The following is a 17,397-nucleotide window of genomic DNA, read 5'->3' on the forward strand; positions in this document are numbered from 1 at the left end:
TTAGTAAGACTCGCTACACTGTGCGATCTAAACACCTTAAATGATAGGTGTTGACACAAGAGGGGTCTTAAGAGCCACCCATATTTTCCACCTCACTGCCCTAACCGCATTTGCTAAGCCACTGACAATAAACACGCTAGCAACGATATCTTGTGGAACTGGAACTATCTTGAAGCTCAACACAACGGCGAAAATAGTACTCACAATACTCAGTTTTTCAAGCCATGGTAATGCAGGGGTTCGTGGTGTCTGTGTGCCATTCGCGGTAAACATAGGAAAGACTCGTCCACCCATAATGCACATTACTAGAGTCACCAACAGCACCATGCTTGTGCTAGCTTGTGAAATTAAGATTGGCTGCTGAAATAGAACACCATAGTGCATCGCCCCATTGGCAAAAGTCATTAGCAGCAAAATGGGAACGAACAATAGATTTCGCCAAAGTTTCACACTGACAATATTGTGAGCAAGATAAATGACAGCGATAGGCAAAAACAGTAAATCGAGCCCAGCCACCAACCAAGGGCTAAAGGCATTAGGTAGGAACATGGCTATTCTCGCACACAGCCAGATAACCAGAAGTATCATTAACCCGCGTCCGTTAATACTACGGACACCCGTCCAGTTTTGTACGGCCGTCAGTAAAAAGCCAACCACGACAGTAGCTGCAAAGCCAAATAACATTTCATGAATATGCCACCACATTGCTCCGCCATAAACATTCAGAGTTGCGCTACCATTCCAAACGCGGCCCAACCAACTAGAGCTGCAACGCTAAAAAGTGATGCAAACAAAAAAACGGTCGAAACGCGAGCTCAAAAAATGCCGTCATTGAAACGCCATTGTTAGGGGGTTGATTTAAATCTTTCATCATCGTAAACCTAGTGAGTAAACAAAACTTGCTTACTTAAATAACGTCAACCGCCAAAAGTTGCCCTAGTTTGTAGCTGTGCCCTTCGCCGAGGAGATCTTGCAAGCTATAAGCGTCTAAGCATTTGTAAAAACACTCTTGAGCTTCAGCAAAGATTGTTTTCAATTGGCAATTTGGTGTAATAACACAGCTATTATCTTTGCCAAAGCATTCAACTAAGTTACGTTTATCTTCTAATTCTCGAACTAACGTACCAATATTGATCTGACTTGGATGGCAACTCAGTTTCAAACCACCATTTTTGCCGCGGGTAGCGATCAAATGCCCCTTAAGGTTGAGCTGCTGAACAATCTTCATTAAATGGTTTTTAGAAATACCATAGCTGTTAGCAATGTCGCCGATGGTGCTAAGAGATTGGTTGTTGATCGCTAGATAAATCAGAACTCGCAGGGAGTAATCAGTGTAACGTGTGATATGCATAGTGGGATATTTTACTCCATAAGATGCATTCATTATGAATCTTATAGTCATTAAAGGCAAGTTAACCTAATGAGGAGTAGTGGCTAAGCACCAAGAAGCTAAGGCTGCGATCTTAATGACGTTTCTCACATCTGTTGTATGAGATCCTATCTCCATCTTCCTTTCTCAAACGAGATCTAATCCTCTAAGTCGAAGCGATCAGAAACATTTTTCGATATATTTTCACTCTGACAATATAAAAACACACAAACTTGTTCATAAAAAAAGCAGTCAGTTAATAAGGGTATTTACAAGCGAATCACACCACTATATTATTCGCGGCACTGGAGGGATGGCTGAGTGGTCGAAAGCACCGGTCTTGAAAACCGGCAACCGTTAATAGCGGTTCTAGGGTTCAAATCCCTATCCCTCCACCACATTAAAGAAAGCCGCTGAGAAATCAGCGGCTTTTTTGTATCTGGAGATCACGGAGCTCAACGGTTCAGCTATTCACAGCCAATGCAGCGTTGAGTAACTGCATATGAATGGGCACCAGATCTTGATGTTCAGTTCGATATCCGCCACCGACTACACACGCCATTGGAATAGACTCTGATTTCGCTAATTCAATCATGAAACAGTCGCGTTCAAATATCCCTTGTGTCGAGACATTCAAATAACCCAGTTCATCGTCTTGATGGATATCGATCCCCGCATCATAAATAATCAGATCAGGTTGATGGTGTGCGATCGCCAGCTTAGTGACTTGTTCAAAACAACGCAAAAACTCCTCATCTTTAGTTTCACGGCTTAAAGGCACATCTAAATCAGACAGTGGTTTTCGTGCAGGAAAATTTTTGTCGCAGTGGAACGACAAAGTAATTATGTCGTCATTCTCTTTGCAAAGAGTCGCTGTGCCATCGCCATGGTGAACATCACTATCGACGATCAACACTTTATCGATATGTTCAAAGGTCAGCGCATGCTTAGCCGCCAAAACCAGATCATTCAACAAACAAAAGCCGCTACCAAAATCATGGTGTGCGTGATGATAACCACCACTCAAATGAATCGCTAAACCACTCTCTACTGCCATTTCAGCGGCCAAGCAGGTTCCACCACTTGAATAGAGTGTTCTTTCTATAAGCTGTTCGCTCCACGGAAAACCGATACGTCTCATTTTTGCTGCAGGCAAATTTCCAGAAACCAGCAAATCGACATATTCACCATCGTGCACCTGCTTTACTTGTTCTATCGAAACAGGCATTGGCTGGAACATTTCGAATGCATTACCCCATTGTGGATCGCTATCCATTAGCGCCTCAACAGCAATGTGTAACAACTGATATTTGTTGATTGGGTAACGATGACCTTCTGGTAAAGGTAACTGCGAATAGATTGGGTGGTAAATTAAAGGAATCATAATCAAGTAAATTGCATATCTTTCTCAAAATCATAACAGTCTCAGACTTGGCGACAACCTTAATTAGTGATAATAATTATCATTACCTTCAATTAATTCCAGAGACAACAATGAAAAACGTAATACTCATCTGTGGTGTGATCTGCGGCTCGATGGCAGCAGTAATGATTTTTGTAGGTATGCTAATAGCCAGTTGGTGGAGCGTTGATTTTCTCGTGTTAAGCCATCAAACTTAACTAATTGAACTGAAAAGGAATCACCATGAGCGTTATTTTTATTACTGGAGCGAACCGCGGCATAGGCTTAAGTCTGACTCAACAATACTTGAAAGGTAATCACAAGGTGTACGCAACTTACCGTGACGCCTCTTCAGCAACAGAACTGCTCTCACTCGCAGAGCACAGTAGCAACCTGACCTGCATTCAATTAGAAATAACCGATTATCAAGCAGTAGAACAACTCCCCTCGCAAATAGAGTCGATTGATATCTTGATCAACAACGCTGGCTACTATGGCCCTAAAGGTTACGGTCTGGGTAATACCGATGTCGAAGAGTGGCGTCGTGTATTTGAAATCAACACAATTGCCCCATTGAAGCTTGTCGAGACTCTATTACCTCTTATAGAAAGTAGTGACGTCAAAAAGATCGCCTGTCTTTCATCTAGAGTGGGTAGCATGTCTGAAAACACATCAGGCGGAGGCTACATCTATCGTTCATCTAAAGCCGCTTTAAACTCCGTTGTGAAGAGTTTAAGCAACGACTTGACCGATAATGGCTTTACAGTGTTAGCGTTACATCCTGGTTGGGTACAGACGGAAATGGGCGGCCCTAATGCTCTTATTGATACAGAGACTTCGGCTCAAGGCCTTGTGACTGTAATAGAGTCATCGAATACTGAAGTGAGTGGTCACTTCTTTAATTTCGATGGTAGCGAAATAGACTGGTAGCCGTCACATGGTTCGTCGCGTGATCTCAAGCTTACTCGTACGTTCAACACTGTTGTGTCTAACAATGGTGCTCACTGGATGTTTCGATGACAGCCCACAGAACTATTTCGACGACTATCAGACCAAAATCGCCAACGTGCAAGATGCTGACGAGATACAACAAGACTGGGAGCTCGAAAGCTTACCGAGAAAGCGAGAACTGTTTATTGAAGTTCCTTCGCTCTCTATCGGGCTCATAGACAGTTATCAACTTCGGCAATGTGGATTATTCAACCTGATTGCAGAAAGAAACTCTGTACTTGGGAAAGTCGCCGACGAGTTCAGAAATTACGATTATCAAGTCGCTTTACTGGAAGGTGTTGGTCATTGTTTATCTAATAACGAATTAGAACCAGAGATCGTAGAATTACTCAGAGAAATCGAGCAACAGAAACTCGCACAATTTCCACTGCACCAATGGAATCTCATCTATGCCAGTGAAGCTATGCAGTCGCAAATGCGTGGTAGCCAGTGGTTACGTGCTGATATTGGCGATCAAGTTCGACAGACAAGTGACGCGCTAGAGCACATAAATCAAGCGTTAAACACACCGCTCGTTTCCGGCAAGACTACTGAGGTTCAAGAAGGATTAGAGAAGAGTTCGACGCTTGGGGATTTGTACTACTCACTATCTAGTGCTTCGGCAGAGCTTGATACCATCACCCAGCAGCTGACTACTTTTGACGCCAACATCATCTGTGGGAAGCAACGAGACACGACTAAGTTTCGCTATCTCAACAATGTGTTCGAACAACAGTATATTGACAAGGTTCAGCCTTACATGGCCCAATTGGATGGCTACTATCAGCACCTAGCCCCCCAACTTGCTATGTTTGACGCACAGCCTGAGCTACACAGTTATCACTTTCCCATCAAAGATGCGCATCAAGCCTTTCGATCATCCACTCGGCGCCATGTCGACTATTGGCAACAGCTGTTTAAGCGCTGCGGACGCAAGGTTGGGCGTTAAGTCTAATATCGCCAATAAGCAGCGGTTTGCTCTCAGTTCCTAGCTTTTAGTGCCTTTCTTAGCATACGTCCCTTTTTTGGCATACGTACCTTTGTTGGCATAAGACTTCGCACCACCACCTTTGCGGCGTTTAAAGGCAGGTCTTTCGACTTTAGGAAGATGGCGCAGGGATTCAGGAACTTCACCCGTTTTTACCTTGCCCATCAAGCCGTCGATCTTGCTTTCTAATTCTTGCATGAAGGGTTGATACGCTTGGTTTCGTTCAGCCATGCCTTGCAACTGATGCTCCCAGTGAGCAGTCATGTCGGGAAAGGTCGAGTCCTCAGGTAAAGCATTAATCAAACCTCTTCCCGCCGGGCTACTGTGAATGCTCTTACCCTGTCGCATTAACAGTTGTCTCTTGAACAGAGTATCGAGAATCCCCGCACGGGTTGCTTCTGTGCCGAGGCCATCAGTCTCTTTCAAGATAGCTTTGAGGTCTTTATTTGCCACAAAGCGTGCAATACCGGTCATCGCTTGTAACAAGGTCGCTTCGGTAAAGTGTTTTGGTGGCTCGGTTTTCTTATCGCCAATCACGCCTTCACGACAGGTGAGCACAGTCCCTTTATCTAGCGGTGGAACAGTGTCAGTACCATCACCTTTATCTTCGGTGTCCGTTTTGCCCATCAACACTTTCCAGCCTGGGTTGATAAGCTGACGCCCTTTCGCGATGAACACACCACCAGCGATATCAAAAACCAACTTAGCATCCGCAAAAACAGCCGGTGGGTAGAACTGCATCAGATATTGGCGGGCGATTTGCTGATAGATTTTCATCTCATTGGCAGATAGGCCATTCACCGCTGATTTCTTCGGCGTTGGGATTATCGCGTGGTGAGCATCGACCTTACTGTCGTTCCATGCTTTGGATTTAAGAGAAAGATCCGCGCCTTGCGCACCACTTTGCAGCTCTTTCGCATTATTGGCGATAGCATCCACGACTGACTCTCGTTGCGAATAATGATCTTTAGGTAGATAGCGGCTATCAGAACGTGGGTAAGTGATGAGTTTGTGTTTCTCATACAATGACTGACAAGTGTCGAGTACCTGTTGAGCGCTCATACCAAAACGCTTAGACGCATCAATCTGCAGAGCTGACAGCGAATAAGGGAGTGGTGCCGCTTGTTTGCTTTGCTTTTGCTCTGATTCCGTCACCGTTGCAGGCTGATTAGCAATTCGGTTAGCGACATTCTCAACCAGCTTTCGATTGAGCACGCGGCCTTCTTCATCTTGCCAAGGTTTACATGCTTCGCTTGGCTTCCAACGCGCACGAATATCAAAGCTCTGGCCGTTGTTTTGGTAAGGGATCTGCGCATGCAGAGTGAAGTAATCTTTCGGAATGAAGTTTTCGATCTCTTCATCACGCCTTACGACCAAACCAAGTACAGGCGTTTGCACTCGCCCTACCGACAACACACCTTGGTAACCCGCCTTTTGACCAAGCAAGGTATACGCGCGAGTCATGTTCATGCCATACAGCCAATCGGCTCTAGAGCGCGCCAATGCAGAAATAGAAAGTGGAATAAAATCGCGGTTACTCCGCATCTGAGAGAGCGCACGCTTTACCGCTGGTAAGTTCAAATCGCTGATCAGCAGCCTGTCCATCGACTCTTTCTTAGCCTTAGACACCTTGCAATAATCAATCACTTCATCAACCAGCAACTGCCCTTCTCTATCCGGGTCTCCCGCATGGACAATTTGGGTCGCGTCCTTCAATAGCTTTCGGATCACCGTGAGCTGTTTGCTTGACGTCTTACGCGGTCTTAGCTGCCATTGCTCCGGCACGATAGGAAGATCGGCTAAGTTCCACTTCTTATAACGGTCGTCATAAGCGTCTGGCTCAACCTGCTCCAATAAGTGTCCAATACACCAAGTCACCACATCCCCATTGCCACATTTGATAAACCCTTGGTCTTTCTTCTGTGGATTAGGCAATGCTGCGGCGATCGCACGGCCGAGGCTTGGTTTTTCAGCAATAATAAGACGAGACATGTTTTTCCAGATGCTACAAACAATTAGGGCCACATTATCTAATGTGGCCCTAATAAATCAAGGAAAACTGGTTGTTTATACAGTTAACATTCAACAATTCGTTGTATAGCTATTTTCCTGACGACATCTATAAGAACTCGACGAACTTTGAGAAGTCACGCTCTGGCACTTTCATTGGCGTACAGCCCGGAGTACCTAGGTATAGGAAACCAACAATTTCATCGTCGCCTTCCTAAGCCGAAAGCTTGGTGCACTTCAGGGTGGAACATCCATTTACCTGAACGCCAAAAACCTTGAAAGCCTTGTGCAACTGCGGCCATTTGCATTGCTTGTGCAGCGCAACCCGCAGACAAGTGCTGTTCGAACGCAGGCACTTTTTCGTGCTTGGTTACCTTTGCGATGACAGTGATCACCATTGGAGCTCGGAACGGCGCTTTTTTAACTTTCTCGATAACCGCTTCTTCACTTTCGTCCGCTTCAGCAGCACGAACCAAAATATCAGAGAGCTTTTGTAGCCCTGAACCTTGTGCGATAACAAAGCGCCACGGTGTCAATGCGCCATGGTCTGGAGCTCGTAAACCTGCTTTGATGATATTTTCTAACGCGACACCTTCAGGTGCTGGATCAGAGAGTTTTGCGATAGAGCGTCTGTTGAGCAATAGATCCAAAGCATCCATTTGAAGTCCTTACTAATTTTTATTGTTTGTATAGTTGAACTGTAGCACAGAATACAAACGATAATAAATCTCAACGGCTGTCCAATTGACACAATAGTTCAAACAATACTGGAAACAATAAAGGCTCCTAAATCTATGACTTAGGAGCCTTATTTACAAGTTTCGTTCAGTTTATGAACGGGTGTATTCTCTTGTTGTTAGAGCTTAATCGCTAACTCAACACCTTGACGAATTGCGCGTACTGCATCCAGTTCACCCGCGTAATCGGCACCGCCTATAACGTGCAGTTTGCCACCAAACTCTTGCCACATGTCTTCGAATGGACGAACCGAAACTTGGCCCGCACACACAATAACTGAATCGGCGTCGAGTACCTGATCTTTCTTACCAACGCTGATGTGCAGACCTTGGTCGTCAATCTTGTTGTAGCTCACGCCACCAAGTAAGTTCACACCACGTTTTTCTAATGTGCGTTTATGAATCCAACCTGTAGTCTTACCCGGGCCTTTACCGACACGACCCGCTTTACGCTGCATCACCCAAACCGTTTTATCACTGAACGAATCAGGGTAAGGATAAAGTCCACCTGGGTGCTCCATATTCTTATCAATGCCCCACTCATGCAGCCAATCGTCCAAGCTATGAGAAGTCGGCTCTGTCAGCATAGTTGCCACATCAATACCAATACCACCTGCACCAACAATCGCGACTTTTTCGCCTACTGGTGTCTTTTCACGAATCAAGGTTTGGTAGTCGACTACGTTTTCTTGATCTATCCCTTCAATATCAAGCTTTCTGGGTTCAACACCAGCAGCCATCACGACTTCATCGTACTTCAACAACATCTCAAACGTCGCTTCAGTATCCAGTTTTAAGTTCACGCCTGATGCATCTATTTGGTTAGCAAAGTAACGAATCGTTTCTCTGAACTCTTCTTTACCCGGAATCTGCATTGCCAATCTAAATTGTCCACCGATGCGGTCATTTTTCTCTATCAGATCAACCTTATGCCCACGCTGTGCCAACGTTGTTGCACAAGCTAAACCTGCTGGCCCAGCACCGACGACGGCGATGGTTTTGGTTGCTTGAGCGGGTTGCACAACAATTTCAGTTTCGTAACAAGCGCGAGGGTTCACCAAGCAGCTCGCTCGTTTGCCTTTGAATACGTTATCAAGACACGCTTGGTTACAACCGATACAGGTGTTAATGAACTGCGCTTGGTCTTGAGCGGCTTTATTAACAAAGTCAGGGTCAGCCAAGAATGGACGAGCCATTGATACCATGTCGGCCTGTCCTGAACTGAGGATACGTTCGGCCTCTTCTGGCGTGTTGATTCGGTTACACGTCACCACTGGGATCGACACGTATGGTTTTACTTTTTCCGTCACCCAAGAGAATGCCCCTCTTGGAACTTGTGTCGCAATAGTTGGGACACGAGCTTCATGCCAACCAATACCGGTATTAATAATGGTCACGCCCGCTTCTTCTAGCTTCTGAGCCAGAAGTACAACATCTTCGAATGTGCTGCCTTGCTCAACCAAATCCAGCATCGATAAACGGAAAATAATGATGAAATCTTTACCCACCGCTTCGCGAATCGATTTAACGATCTCTAGTGGGAAACGCATACGCTTCTCATAAGAACCGCCCCATTCGTCATAACGCATGTTGGTACGTTTACAGATAAATTGGTTAATCAAGTAACCTTCGGAGCCCATGATCTCTATGCCGTCATAGCCAGCAACCTGAGCTAGCTCTGCACTGTTGGCAAAAGCACCGATGGTCTTTTTAATTTGACGAGGGCTCATCTCACTCGGTGCAAACTTAGCGATTGGCGCTTTGATGCCCGAAGCGCTTTGCGCGAATGGGTGCATGGCATAGCGGCCAGCATGTAGCAACTGAAGGGCAATTTTACCGCCATGCTTATGCACGGCCTCGGTAACAACTTGGTGAGCTTTTGCGTGCTTAACTTTACTGAACTCAGCACTAAATGGGGTCAATCTGCCACGTAAATTAGGAGAGAAACCACCGGTAACAATAAGGCCAACGCCTCCTTTTGCTCGCTCTTCATAAAACGCGGCAAGCTTGTGGAGGCCTTCTTTATTTTCTTCTAAACCCGTGTGCATTGATCCCATCAATACACGGTTACGTAACTGAGTAAATCCAAGATCGAGTGGTTCGAGTAAATGTGGGTACATGGCAGACATCACTTCTATTATTATATCCTTGTGGTCAGACCACAATATAACTCAATCACCAAAAGTTCAAACAACCGTTTACATTTTTGTAACACCGATCATAATGCAGGACGTATTAATCGTTCAGAAACCCCTAATATGACTACACTTAATGAGAATATATATCGATTAGCAATTCTTGGTGTAGTTTGAGCTAGGGAATTATCGTAGGATATCAAGCAGTTCATATTATTGAGATTAATGGTACTACAGCTTGTTAAAGCGACGTGATCTCACTGCGGAGACAGAATGAAAAAAATATTCAAATTTATAGGCATGATCTTTAAAGGGATTTGGAAGCTCATCACGTTTGTGCGTCTTGCGCTGGTTAACCTTTTCTTTTTACTCAGTATCGCCATCATCTACTTTGTATACTTCCACTCAGACACAACTCAACCCACTGTTCCACAGGAATCGGCTTTAGTACTTAACCTGTCTGGCCCTATCGTGGAGCAAAGTCGCTATATCAATCCGATGGATTCGGTTACGGGTTCACTGCTTGGTAAAGACCTTCCAAAAGAAAATGTCCTGTTTGATATTGTTGAAACGATTCGCTACGCCAAAGACGATGACAAGGTTACTGGTATCGTTTTAGCACTCAAAGAGTTGCCAGAAACCAATCTGACCAAGCTTCGCTACATAGCTAAAGCACTTAACGAGTTCAAAGCAACTGGCAAACCAATTTATGCGGTGGGTGACTTTTATAACCAAAGCCAATACTACCTAGCCAGCTACGCAACTAAAGTCTTCTTATCGCCTGACGGCGGCGTGCTGCTTAAAGGCTACAGTGCTTACTCGCTATTCTACAAAACTCTATTAGAGAAGCTGGACGTAAATACACATGTATTCCGCGTCGGTACTTACAAGTCTGCAATCGAACCTTTCATTCGCGACAACATGTCAGACGCAGCGAAAGAGTCAGCTTCTCGTTGGTTGAGCCAATTATGGGGTGCATACGTTGATGACGTAAGCAACAACCGCCAGATCGATGCTAAAACCTTGAACCCAAGCATGGACTCTTTCTTAAAAGACCTTGAGTCGGTTGATGGCGATATCGCAAAACTGGCAGAGAAGCTTGGTTTAGTTGACGAACTGGCAACTCGCCAACAAGTTCGTCTAGAGCTCGCAGACGTCTTCGGCAGTGACGGTCAAGACAGCTATAACGCGTTGGGGTACTACGAGTACCGTACAACTATGCTTCCAGATCTAACAAGTGAATCGCACGATGTCGCTGTAATTGTCGCTAGCGGCGCAATTATGGATGGCAAACAGCCACGTGGCACCGTTGGTGGTGATACCACGGCCGCCCTACTTCGCCAAGCGCGCAACGACGACAAAGTGAAAGCGGTTGTACTTCGTGTAGACAGCCCAGGTGGTAGCGCATTTGCTTCAGAAGTTATCCGCAATGAAATAGAAACGATTAAGCAAGCAGGTAAACCTGTTGTGGTTTCTATGTCTAGCCTGGCTGCTTCTGGTGGTTATTGGATCTCGATGGGCGCAGACAAGATTTTGGCTCAACCAACCACACTAACAGGCTCGATCGGTATCTTCAGTGTTATCACGACCTTTGAGAAAGGCTTGAACGATATCGGCGTTTACACCGATGGCGTTGGTACGTCGCCTTTCTCTGGTCTTGGTATTACAACAGGGCTTAGCGACGGCGCGAAAGATGCTTTCCAAATGGGCATTGAAAACGGTTACCGCCGATTCATCAGCCTAGTTGGAGAAAACCGTGGCATGGAAGTCGATGCTGTCGACAAGATTGCTCAAGGCCGAGTATGGACAGGGCAAGATGCAATCGAGAAAGGTCTAGTCGATGAAATTGGTGATTTTGATGATGCGATTACAGCTGCGGCTTCACTTGCAGAGCTTGAAACCTACAATATCTACTGGGTAGAAGAGCCTCTTTCAGCCACTGAACTATTTATTCAAGAATTTATGAACCAAGTTCAGATGTCGATAGGCCTTGATATTCAGTCAATGATTCCAAGCAGTTTACAGCCTGTTACTCAACAGTTAGCTCAAGATAGCCAACTGTTAGGTAACTTTAACGACCCACAAGGCCGATATGCTTTTTGCTTAAACTGCCAAGTTCAATAAGATAAGCTCAACGCTTTGTTATCAAGAGGCGCCTCTGTGTGAGGCGCCTCTTTTTATTGCATGATAATTCGCTATAATCGCCCCCCTGTTCCCTATATCACACTAAGTATTAATCGCCATGGAAAGAAAACACATCTATATCGCGTATACCGGCGGCACAATTGGCATGCAGAAGTCTTTGGACCACGGCTATGTCCCAGTCGCAGGTTTTATGGATAAGCAGCTAGCTGGCATGCCTGAATTCCATCGCCCAGAAATGCCTGAGTACACCATTCATGAATACTCTCCATTAATGGACTCTTCAGATATGACGCCACTTGATTGGCAGACTATCGCTGATGATATTCGCGCGAACTACGATAAGTACGATGGTTTCGTTATCCTGCACGGTACAGACACTATGGCTTACACCGCCTCAGCTCTGTCATTCATGTTAGAAAACCTCGGCAAACCTGTGATTGTTACGGGCTCTCAGATCCCATTAGCAGAATTACGTTCAGACGGACAAGCAAACCTGCTTAATGCTCTGCACATTGCAGCGAACTATCCGATCAACGAAGTGACACTGTTCTTCAACAACAAGTTGATGCGCGGTAACCGCAGTACAAAATCACACGCTGATGGCTTCAATGCGTTTACCTCTCCAAACCTAACTCCATTGCTAGAAGCGGGTATCAATATCCAGATCAGCAATAACGTTAAGGTAAACGAACAACCTGAAGGTGCTTTCAAGGTTCATAACATTACTCCGCAACCCATAGGTGTAATTACAATGTACCCAGGAATCTCGCATGAGGTGATTCGCAACACGCTACTACAGCCTGTAAATGCAATGATTCTGCTTACTTTTGGTGTTGGTAACGCACCGCAAAATCAAGAACTACTTCAACACTTAAAAGATGCTTCTGAGCGTGGTGTGATTGTGGTGAACCTAACTCAGTGTTTGGCAGGTAAAGTCAACATGGGTGGTTACGCGACGGGTTGTGCTCTAGCAGAATCGGGCGTTATCAGTGGTTACGATATGACACCAGAAGCAGCACTGGCGAAATTACATTATCTATTGAGCCAAGATTTAGGCTACGAAGAAGTGAAGGCTCAAATGCAACAAGTGTTACGCGGTGAGATGAGCTTATAAGTCTATCCTGCGATTCGTTTAGCCGAGGGCTTACCTTTAATCAAGCCCCCTCACGCAAACCTGAACTAAATCGTATTATTGTTTATAAATAAACAGCTTAACAGTAAAAAAGGGGTGGCACAGTGCCACCCCTTTGTTGTAATTTAAGCCTAATGATTAGGATTAACTCTAACAATATCTTCTTGGTCGGACTTAAACTGCTTCTTTAGTTCAGACTTTGATTTAAAGCTAATTTCTCCGCCGGCTGCAATTGTCATATGTTGAGCTTCAGAGTTATGTTTCGATTGATACAACATAACCGCCTGCATACACGAGTCGCGCTGTTCTTTAGAGAGCGCCGTTCCTTCTGGCCATTTCCCCGTTTCAACTGCATAGTTTAAACGTTCGTAGACCTCGGGGGTCATTGCGCTAAGAAGTTGTTCTGCATCCATGGTAAGGCCTTAGTTTTAACAATTTTCACCAGAAAATAACCCGTATCAGAATTGAGTCAAGAACCTGACTGAAAATAAGTGTATTTGATCACAAGTGAAGGAATATGAAAATTATGAAATGGTTGGTACTAAGCCTATTGCCTTTCACTCTGGTTGGGTGCTTTGACGGGAACAAAAATACCGCTCAATTGTGCGAAAGCAACCCGTGGCTTCAGTGTGAAAAGTTAAATATGAACGACGGACAGTGCCGTGTCGCACGTACCGACCTCGTCTGGCATCGATTTGAAGCAAAAGAAAGCCCCAGCGATACCAATAAGATTAAAGAGTTCGAATTAGTCTCTGCCTACAAAAAGTGTTTAGAACTTGCAGCACAAATTGAAACGATTGATCAATCCAAACTTCAAGAACGTCGCTTCATCTCCTTAATGAATAGTATCGAAGAGTCTGAGCGTATTGTTGATGAACTCTCGCGATCAAATACCCCGGAAACGCTTTATTTTATGTGGTCACAAACTGGGGATACCAACGCAAGACGCAGTTTCCTGCAATTAGAAGGGACAGAAGCATTAAACACAGCAGAGATGCAATATGCGCTAGCCACTTTTTATACTACCCGTGACCATGAAAAGACGCTTAAGCTACTCAACAATGCGTTAACGCTTTCTAATGGTTCGAAGGTCAACACCGAGATCTTCAAATCGATGGCGAGTATCAACCACAGCCTTGGGCATATGGAAAAAGCGTACGTCTGGGCAATGGTTGCCAAGAACTTTGATGTGCCTATTGCTTCGGAAGCAGAACTTACCGTGTTGTACCGTTTCGATGAGTCAACATACGAACAACTAAATGAAGACGCGGACAATATAGTCGACGCTATTGAAGATGAGGTTTACAGCCCTTCGATTGTCCCTCGTTACTGATCGCACTGTTCTCGTTTTCTAGTCCAAACGTTCTATTCACGAGCTTTCAAAAAAACAGCTACCATCATGGTAGCTGTTTTTATTTGTACTAGAGATAACTCTGAAATACTTAACTCTTGGGTCGTTCAGTGTTAGTCGATCGGCAAATGCGACCTGTAAGGATTAAACAATAGTGACAAGTTATTTCGTACTTTTGTCATTTTTGTTGAAAATTAACGACACAGAATTAACACAGAACCGTTCACCGGTTGTCTTCGGACCATCAGGAAAAACGTGACCTAAATGGCTATCACAAGCGGTACAACGGATCTCTACACGCTTCATTCCGTGACTTAGATCTTCTATATAGCGTACTGCTTCATCATTCACTGGGGCATCAAAGCTTGGCCAACCGCACCCTGAATCATATTTGTTATCCGACAGAAACAAAGGGCTTTCACAGCATGTGCAGCTATAGACACCCGTCTTATGGTTGTGCAGTAACTTACCGCTATATGGGGCTTCGGTACCACGTTGACGACACACAGAAAATTCATCGTCCGTTAGGCGCTCACGCCAGTATTCATCAGGCTTTATCATATTTCCTCCCTTTTGAATCACGTTAACATCTCTCCACATTATCAGTTATTATATTTACTTTTTTCTATAAAGGCTTGCATATGAGTCGTTTTGTAGCACATACTTTCTCACCAGGAAACATTGTACATATACACTCATAAGTGAATCATCATTTAGAGGTATTTTACCCAACTGGAAGGGTACAGAGCCACTCGCAATGGTCAATTTTCAACCACTTACGCCCAATTGTTAAGAAAAGCGTCGCTTTTTTTTGACATTAAACAAGTTAAGTCGGATTATCTATTGCAGATGTATACTGGATTCTGTAATTTTACTACCAGTTATCTTTAATCAGAAATTAAGTTGTGGAGCAACTACAATGACTATCAAAGTAGGTATTAACGGTTTTGGCCGTATCGGCCGTTTCGTATTCCGCGCAGCTCAAGAGCGTGCAGACATCGAAGTAGTAGGTATTAACGATCTAATCGACGTAGAGTACATGGCATACATGCTTAAGTACGACTCAACTCACGGCCGTTTCAACGGTACTGTTGAAGTTGAAGGCGGTAACCTAATCGTTAACGGTAAAACTGTACGTGTTACAGCTGAGCGTAACCCAGAAGACCTTAAGTGGGATGCTATCGAAGTAGACGTAGTTGCTGAAGCAACTGGTCTTTTCCTAACTGACGAGACTGCACGTAAGCACATCACTGCTGGCGCTAAGAAAGTAGTTCTTACTGGTCCTTCTAAAGATGCAACTCCAATGTTCGTAATGGGCGTTAACCAAGCATCTTACGCTGGTCAAGACATCGTTTCTAACGCTTCTTGTACTACTAACTGTCTTGCACCTATCGCTAAAGTACTTAACGATAAGTGGGGCATTGAGTCTGGTCTTATGACTACAGTTCACGCTACTACAGCAACTCAAAAAACTGTAGATGGCCCTTCTGCTAAAGACTGGCGCGGTGGCCGTGGTGCTTCTCAAAACATCATCCCATCTTCAACTGGTGCTGCTAAAGCTGTAGGCGTTGTTCTTCCAGAACTAAACGGCCTTCTAACTGGTATGGCTTTCCGTGTACCAACTGCTAACGTATCTGTAGTTGACCTAACTGTTAACCTAAAAGAAGCTGCATCTTACGAAGAAATTTGTGCTGCAATGAAAGAAGCTTCTGAAGGCGAAATGGCTGGCGTTCTTGGTTACACTGAAGACCAAGTAGTATCACAAGATTTCATCGGTGAAGTTCAAACTTCAGTATTCGATGCTAAAGCTGGTGTTGCTCTAACTGACAAATTCGTTAAAGTTGTATCTTGGTACGACAACGAAATCGGTTACTCAAACAAAGTTCTAGACCTAATCGCTCACATCTCTAAGTAATTTCTTTTTAGAAATAGCTTTAGATAAGCATTAGCGAAGACTGTTTTGAGCAGACTTTGAAAAAGGCGACCTTAGTGTCGCCTTTTTAATACCTGCTATCTTTTAAACAACTTCCGACTTCAATCCCGATCACCAAAACACTGAAATTCAATTCCAATACTGACTCTGCTTGTCACTCATAAAATCACAAGCACCCTAGTTCTAGTCAGCATTTGAATTCAATTTCCTTAGAAGGATCATGTAATGGATTTATCTACTCTACCTGCACTGGCGGTACTTTCTGACAACGTCACTATCGTTGAGCACGAAGGTGTAAAACTAGTTCGTGTTATCCACGATAAAGCAAACGCAGCGATTTCGTTGTTTGGCGGTCATGTCGTATCATTCCAACCGCAAGGTCAAGAAGACCTAATTTGGATGAGCCAACAAGCTAAATTCGATGGCAAAACGGCTCTGCGTGGTGGTATTCCAGTATGTTGGCCTTGGTTTGGTCGCATTGCAGCCCCAGCGCATGGTTTTGCACGTTCAAGCGAATGGCAATTGGTTGAGCACCGTGAAAGCGAAGCTGGCGTGATTGTTAGCTTAGGTCTGAAGCCAAACGAAGAGACGCTAGCAGTATGGCCTCATCAGTTTGATGCACGTTTGAATGTTGAGATCGGCGAGCAGCTAAAAGTAACGCTGGACGTGAAGAACACTGATTCTCAGCCATGGACTTTCTCTGGTGCACTGCACACTTACCTAAACGTTGGCGATATTCACAACACAACCACAACGGGTATGGGTGCTGAGTACATTGATAGCCTACAAGGTGGCAAGATCTGCCAAGGTGGTGCTGAACTGGTACTGACTGACACGATTGACCGCGTTTACACGCAACCAGAAGCGCAAATCTTTGTTGCTGACAAAAAGCTGGATCGCACACTAACGGTTGAAAACCACGGTCATAACTCTGCGGTACTTTGGAACCCGTGGGCGGAAGGGGCTGCAGGTATGGGCGACATGCAAGACGACGGTTATCTAACCATGATGTGTGTCGAGTCAACACTGCACGCACCGAGCCTAGAAGCAGGCAAAACGTTACAGCCTGGCGAAAGCCACCAGCTGATTACAGTGATTGCTTCGAAATAAACTTAAAGCTACGCCAATTAGATACGAAAATGCAGCCCATGAGCTAACACTGATCATTTAAGCATTTTCCTGATCAGTTGAACGATCCTACAGAT

At 44.7% G+C, this 17,397-nt stretch carries 13 protein-coding genes, 1 tRNA gene and 2 pseudogenes; 8 read left to right on the forward strand and 8 right to left on the reverse strand.

Going from position 1 to position 17,397, the window contains the following annotated elements:
* Positions 1-54: 54 nt before the first annotated feature.
* Both AB6C75_RS20140 and AB6C75_RS20145 read right to left on the reverse strand, forming a co-directional pair.
* Positions 55-871: pseudogene (locus AB6C75_RS20140) on the reverse strand (NnrS family protein); the annotation flags it as partial.
* 36 nt (positions 872-907) lie between these two features.
* Positions 908-1,351: an Rrf2 family transcriptional regulator gene (locus tag AB6C75_RS20145; protein WP_372108910.1), complete on the reverse strand. Its 444-nt coding sequence runs from the start codon at positions 1,349-1,351 to the stop codon at positions 908-910.
* Between the two features lie 325 nt (positions 1,352-1,676).
* Between AB6C75_RS20145 and AB6C75_RS20150 the strand changes: the two genes are divergently transcribed.
* Positions 1,677-1,767, forward strand: a tRNA-Ser gene (locus tag AB6C75_RS20150).
* Positions 1,768-1,832: 65 nt separating this feature from the next.
* On the opposite strand, the gene AB6C75_RS20155 is transcribed toward AB6C75_RS20150, so the two are convergent.
* Positions 1,833-2,753 (reverse strand): histone deacetylase, encoded by a 921-nt coding sequence (locus AB6C75_RS20155; protein WP_372108912.1) that lies wholly within the window; start codon positions 2,751-2,753, stop codon positions 1,833-1,835.
* A gap of 261 nt (positions 2,754-3,014) precedes the next feature.
* Between AB6C75_RS20155 and AB6C75_RS20160 the strand changes: the two genes are divergently transcribed.
* Complete coding sequence (locus AB6C75_RS20160; RefSeq protein ID WP_372108914.1) at positions 3,015-3,701, forward strand: SDR family oxidoreductase; 687 nt, start codon at positions 3,015-3,017, stop codon at positions 3,699-3,701.
* 7 nt (positions 3,702-3,708) lie between these two features.
* Positions 3,709-4,710: a DUF3080 domain-containing protein gene (locus AB6C75_RS20165; protein WP_372108916.1), complete on the forward strand. Its 1,002-nt coding sequence runs from the start codon at positions 3,709-3,711 to the stop codon at positions 4,708-4,710.
* Between the two features lie 39 nt (positions 4,711-4,749).
* Here AB6C75_RS20165 and AB6C75_RS20170 read toward each other — a convergent pair whose 3' ends face one another.
* The 3 genes and pseudogenes from AB6C75_RS20170 to AB6C75_RS20180 form a co-directional block, all read right to left on the reverse strand.
* Positions 4,750-6,741 (reverse strand): DNA topoisomerase III, encoded by a 1,992-nt coding sequence (locus tag AB6C75_RS20170; RefSeq protein WP_372108918.1) that lies wholly within the window; start codon positions 6,739-6,741, stop codon positions 4,750-4,752.
* Between the two features lie 127 nt (positions 6,742-6,868).
* A pseudogene (locus AB6C75_RS20175) lies at positions 6,869-7,418 on the reverse strand (NAD(P)H nitroreductase).
* A 197-nt stretch (positions 7,419-7,615) separates the two neighbouring features.
* Positions 7,616-9,625, reverse strand: coding sequence for an NADPH-dependent 2,4-dienoyl-CoA reductase (locus AB6C75_RS20180; protein ID WP_029224084.1), 2,010 nt, complete (start codon positions 9,623-9,625; stop codon positions 7,616-7,618).
* 279 nt (positions 9,626-9,904) lie between these two features.
* On the opposite strand from AB6C75_RS20180, the gene sppA reads away from it, so the two are divergent.
* Together sppA and ansA are read left to right on the forward strand one after the other, a co-directional pair.
* Positions 9,905-11,755: a signal peptide peptidase SppA gene (gene sppA / locus AB6C75_RS20185; protein WP_372108920.1), complete on the forward strand. Its 1,851-nt coding sequence runs from the start codon at positions 9,905-9,907 to the stop codon at positions 11,753-11,755.
* Between the two features lie 118 nt (positions 11,756-11,873).
* Entirely contained in the window at positions 11,874-12,890 is a 1,017-nt protein-coding gene (gene ansA / locus AB6C75_RS20190; RefSeq protein WP_372108921.1) for an asparaginase, read from the forward strand.
* A gap of 149 nt (positions 12,891-13,039) precedes the next feature.
* On the opposite strand, the gene AB6C75_RS20195 is transcribed toward ansA, so the two are convergent.
* Positions 13,040-13,321, reverse strand: a complete 282-nt coding sequence (locus tag AB6C75_RS20195) for a YeaC family protein (protein WP_009848655.1) — start codon at positions 13,319-13,321, stop codon at positions 13,040-13,042.
* 113 nt (positions 13,322-13,434) lie between these two features.
* Between AB6C75_RS20195 and AB6C75_RS20200 the strand changes: the two genes are divergently transcribed.
* Positions 13,435-14,241 (forward strand): DUF2989 domain-containing protein, encoded by an 807-nt coding sequence (locus AB6C75_RS20200; protein ID WP_372108927.1) that lies wholly within the window; start codon positions 13,435-13,437, stop codon positions 14,239-14,241.
* Positions 14,242-14,421: 180 nt separating this feature from the next.
* On the opposite strand, the gene msrB is transcribed toward AB6C75_RS20200, so the two are convergent.
* Positions 14,422-14,859 (reverse strand): peptide-methionine (R)-S-oxide reductase MsrB, encoded by a 438-nt coding sequence (gene msrB, locus AB6C75_RS20205; RefSeq protein WP_372108924.1) that lies wholly within the window; start codon positions 14,857-14,859, stop codon positions 14,422-14,424.
* A gap of 319 nt (positions 14,860-15,178) precedes the next feature.
* Here msrB and gap point away from each other — a divergent pair, with 319 nt between their 5' ends.
* Together gap and AB6C75_RS20215 are read left to right on the forward strand one after the other, a co-directional pair.
* On the forward strand, positions 15,179-16,174 hold the full coding sequence (gap, locus tag AB6C75_RS20210; RefSeq protein ID WP_009848658.1) for a type I glyceraldehyde-3-phosphate dehydrogenase: 996 nt from the start codon (positions 15,179-15,181) through the stop codon (positions 16,172-16,174).
* A 243-nt stretch (positions 16,175-16,417) separates the two neighbouring features.
* Positions 16,418-17,302 (forward strand): D-hexose-6-phosphate mutarotase, encoded by an 885-nt coding sequence (locus tag AB6C75_RS20215; protein WP_372047929.1) that lies wholly within the window; start codon positions 16,418-16,420, stop codon positions 17,300-17,302.
* Positions 17,303-17,397 lie beyond the last annotated feature (95 nt).

Origin of the sequence: Vibrio sp. 10N.237.312.B06 (genome assembly GCF_041464685.1) — a bacterium.
Taxonomy (GTDB): Bacteria; Pseudomonadota; Gammaproteobacteria; order Enterobacterales; family Vibrionaceae; genus Vibrio; species Vibrio tasmaniensis_A.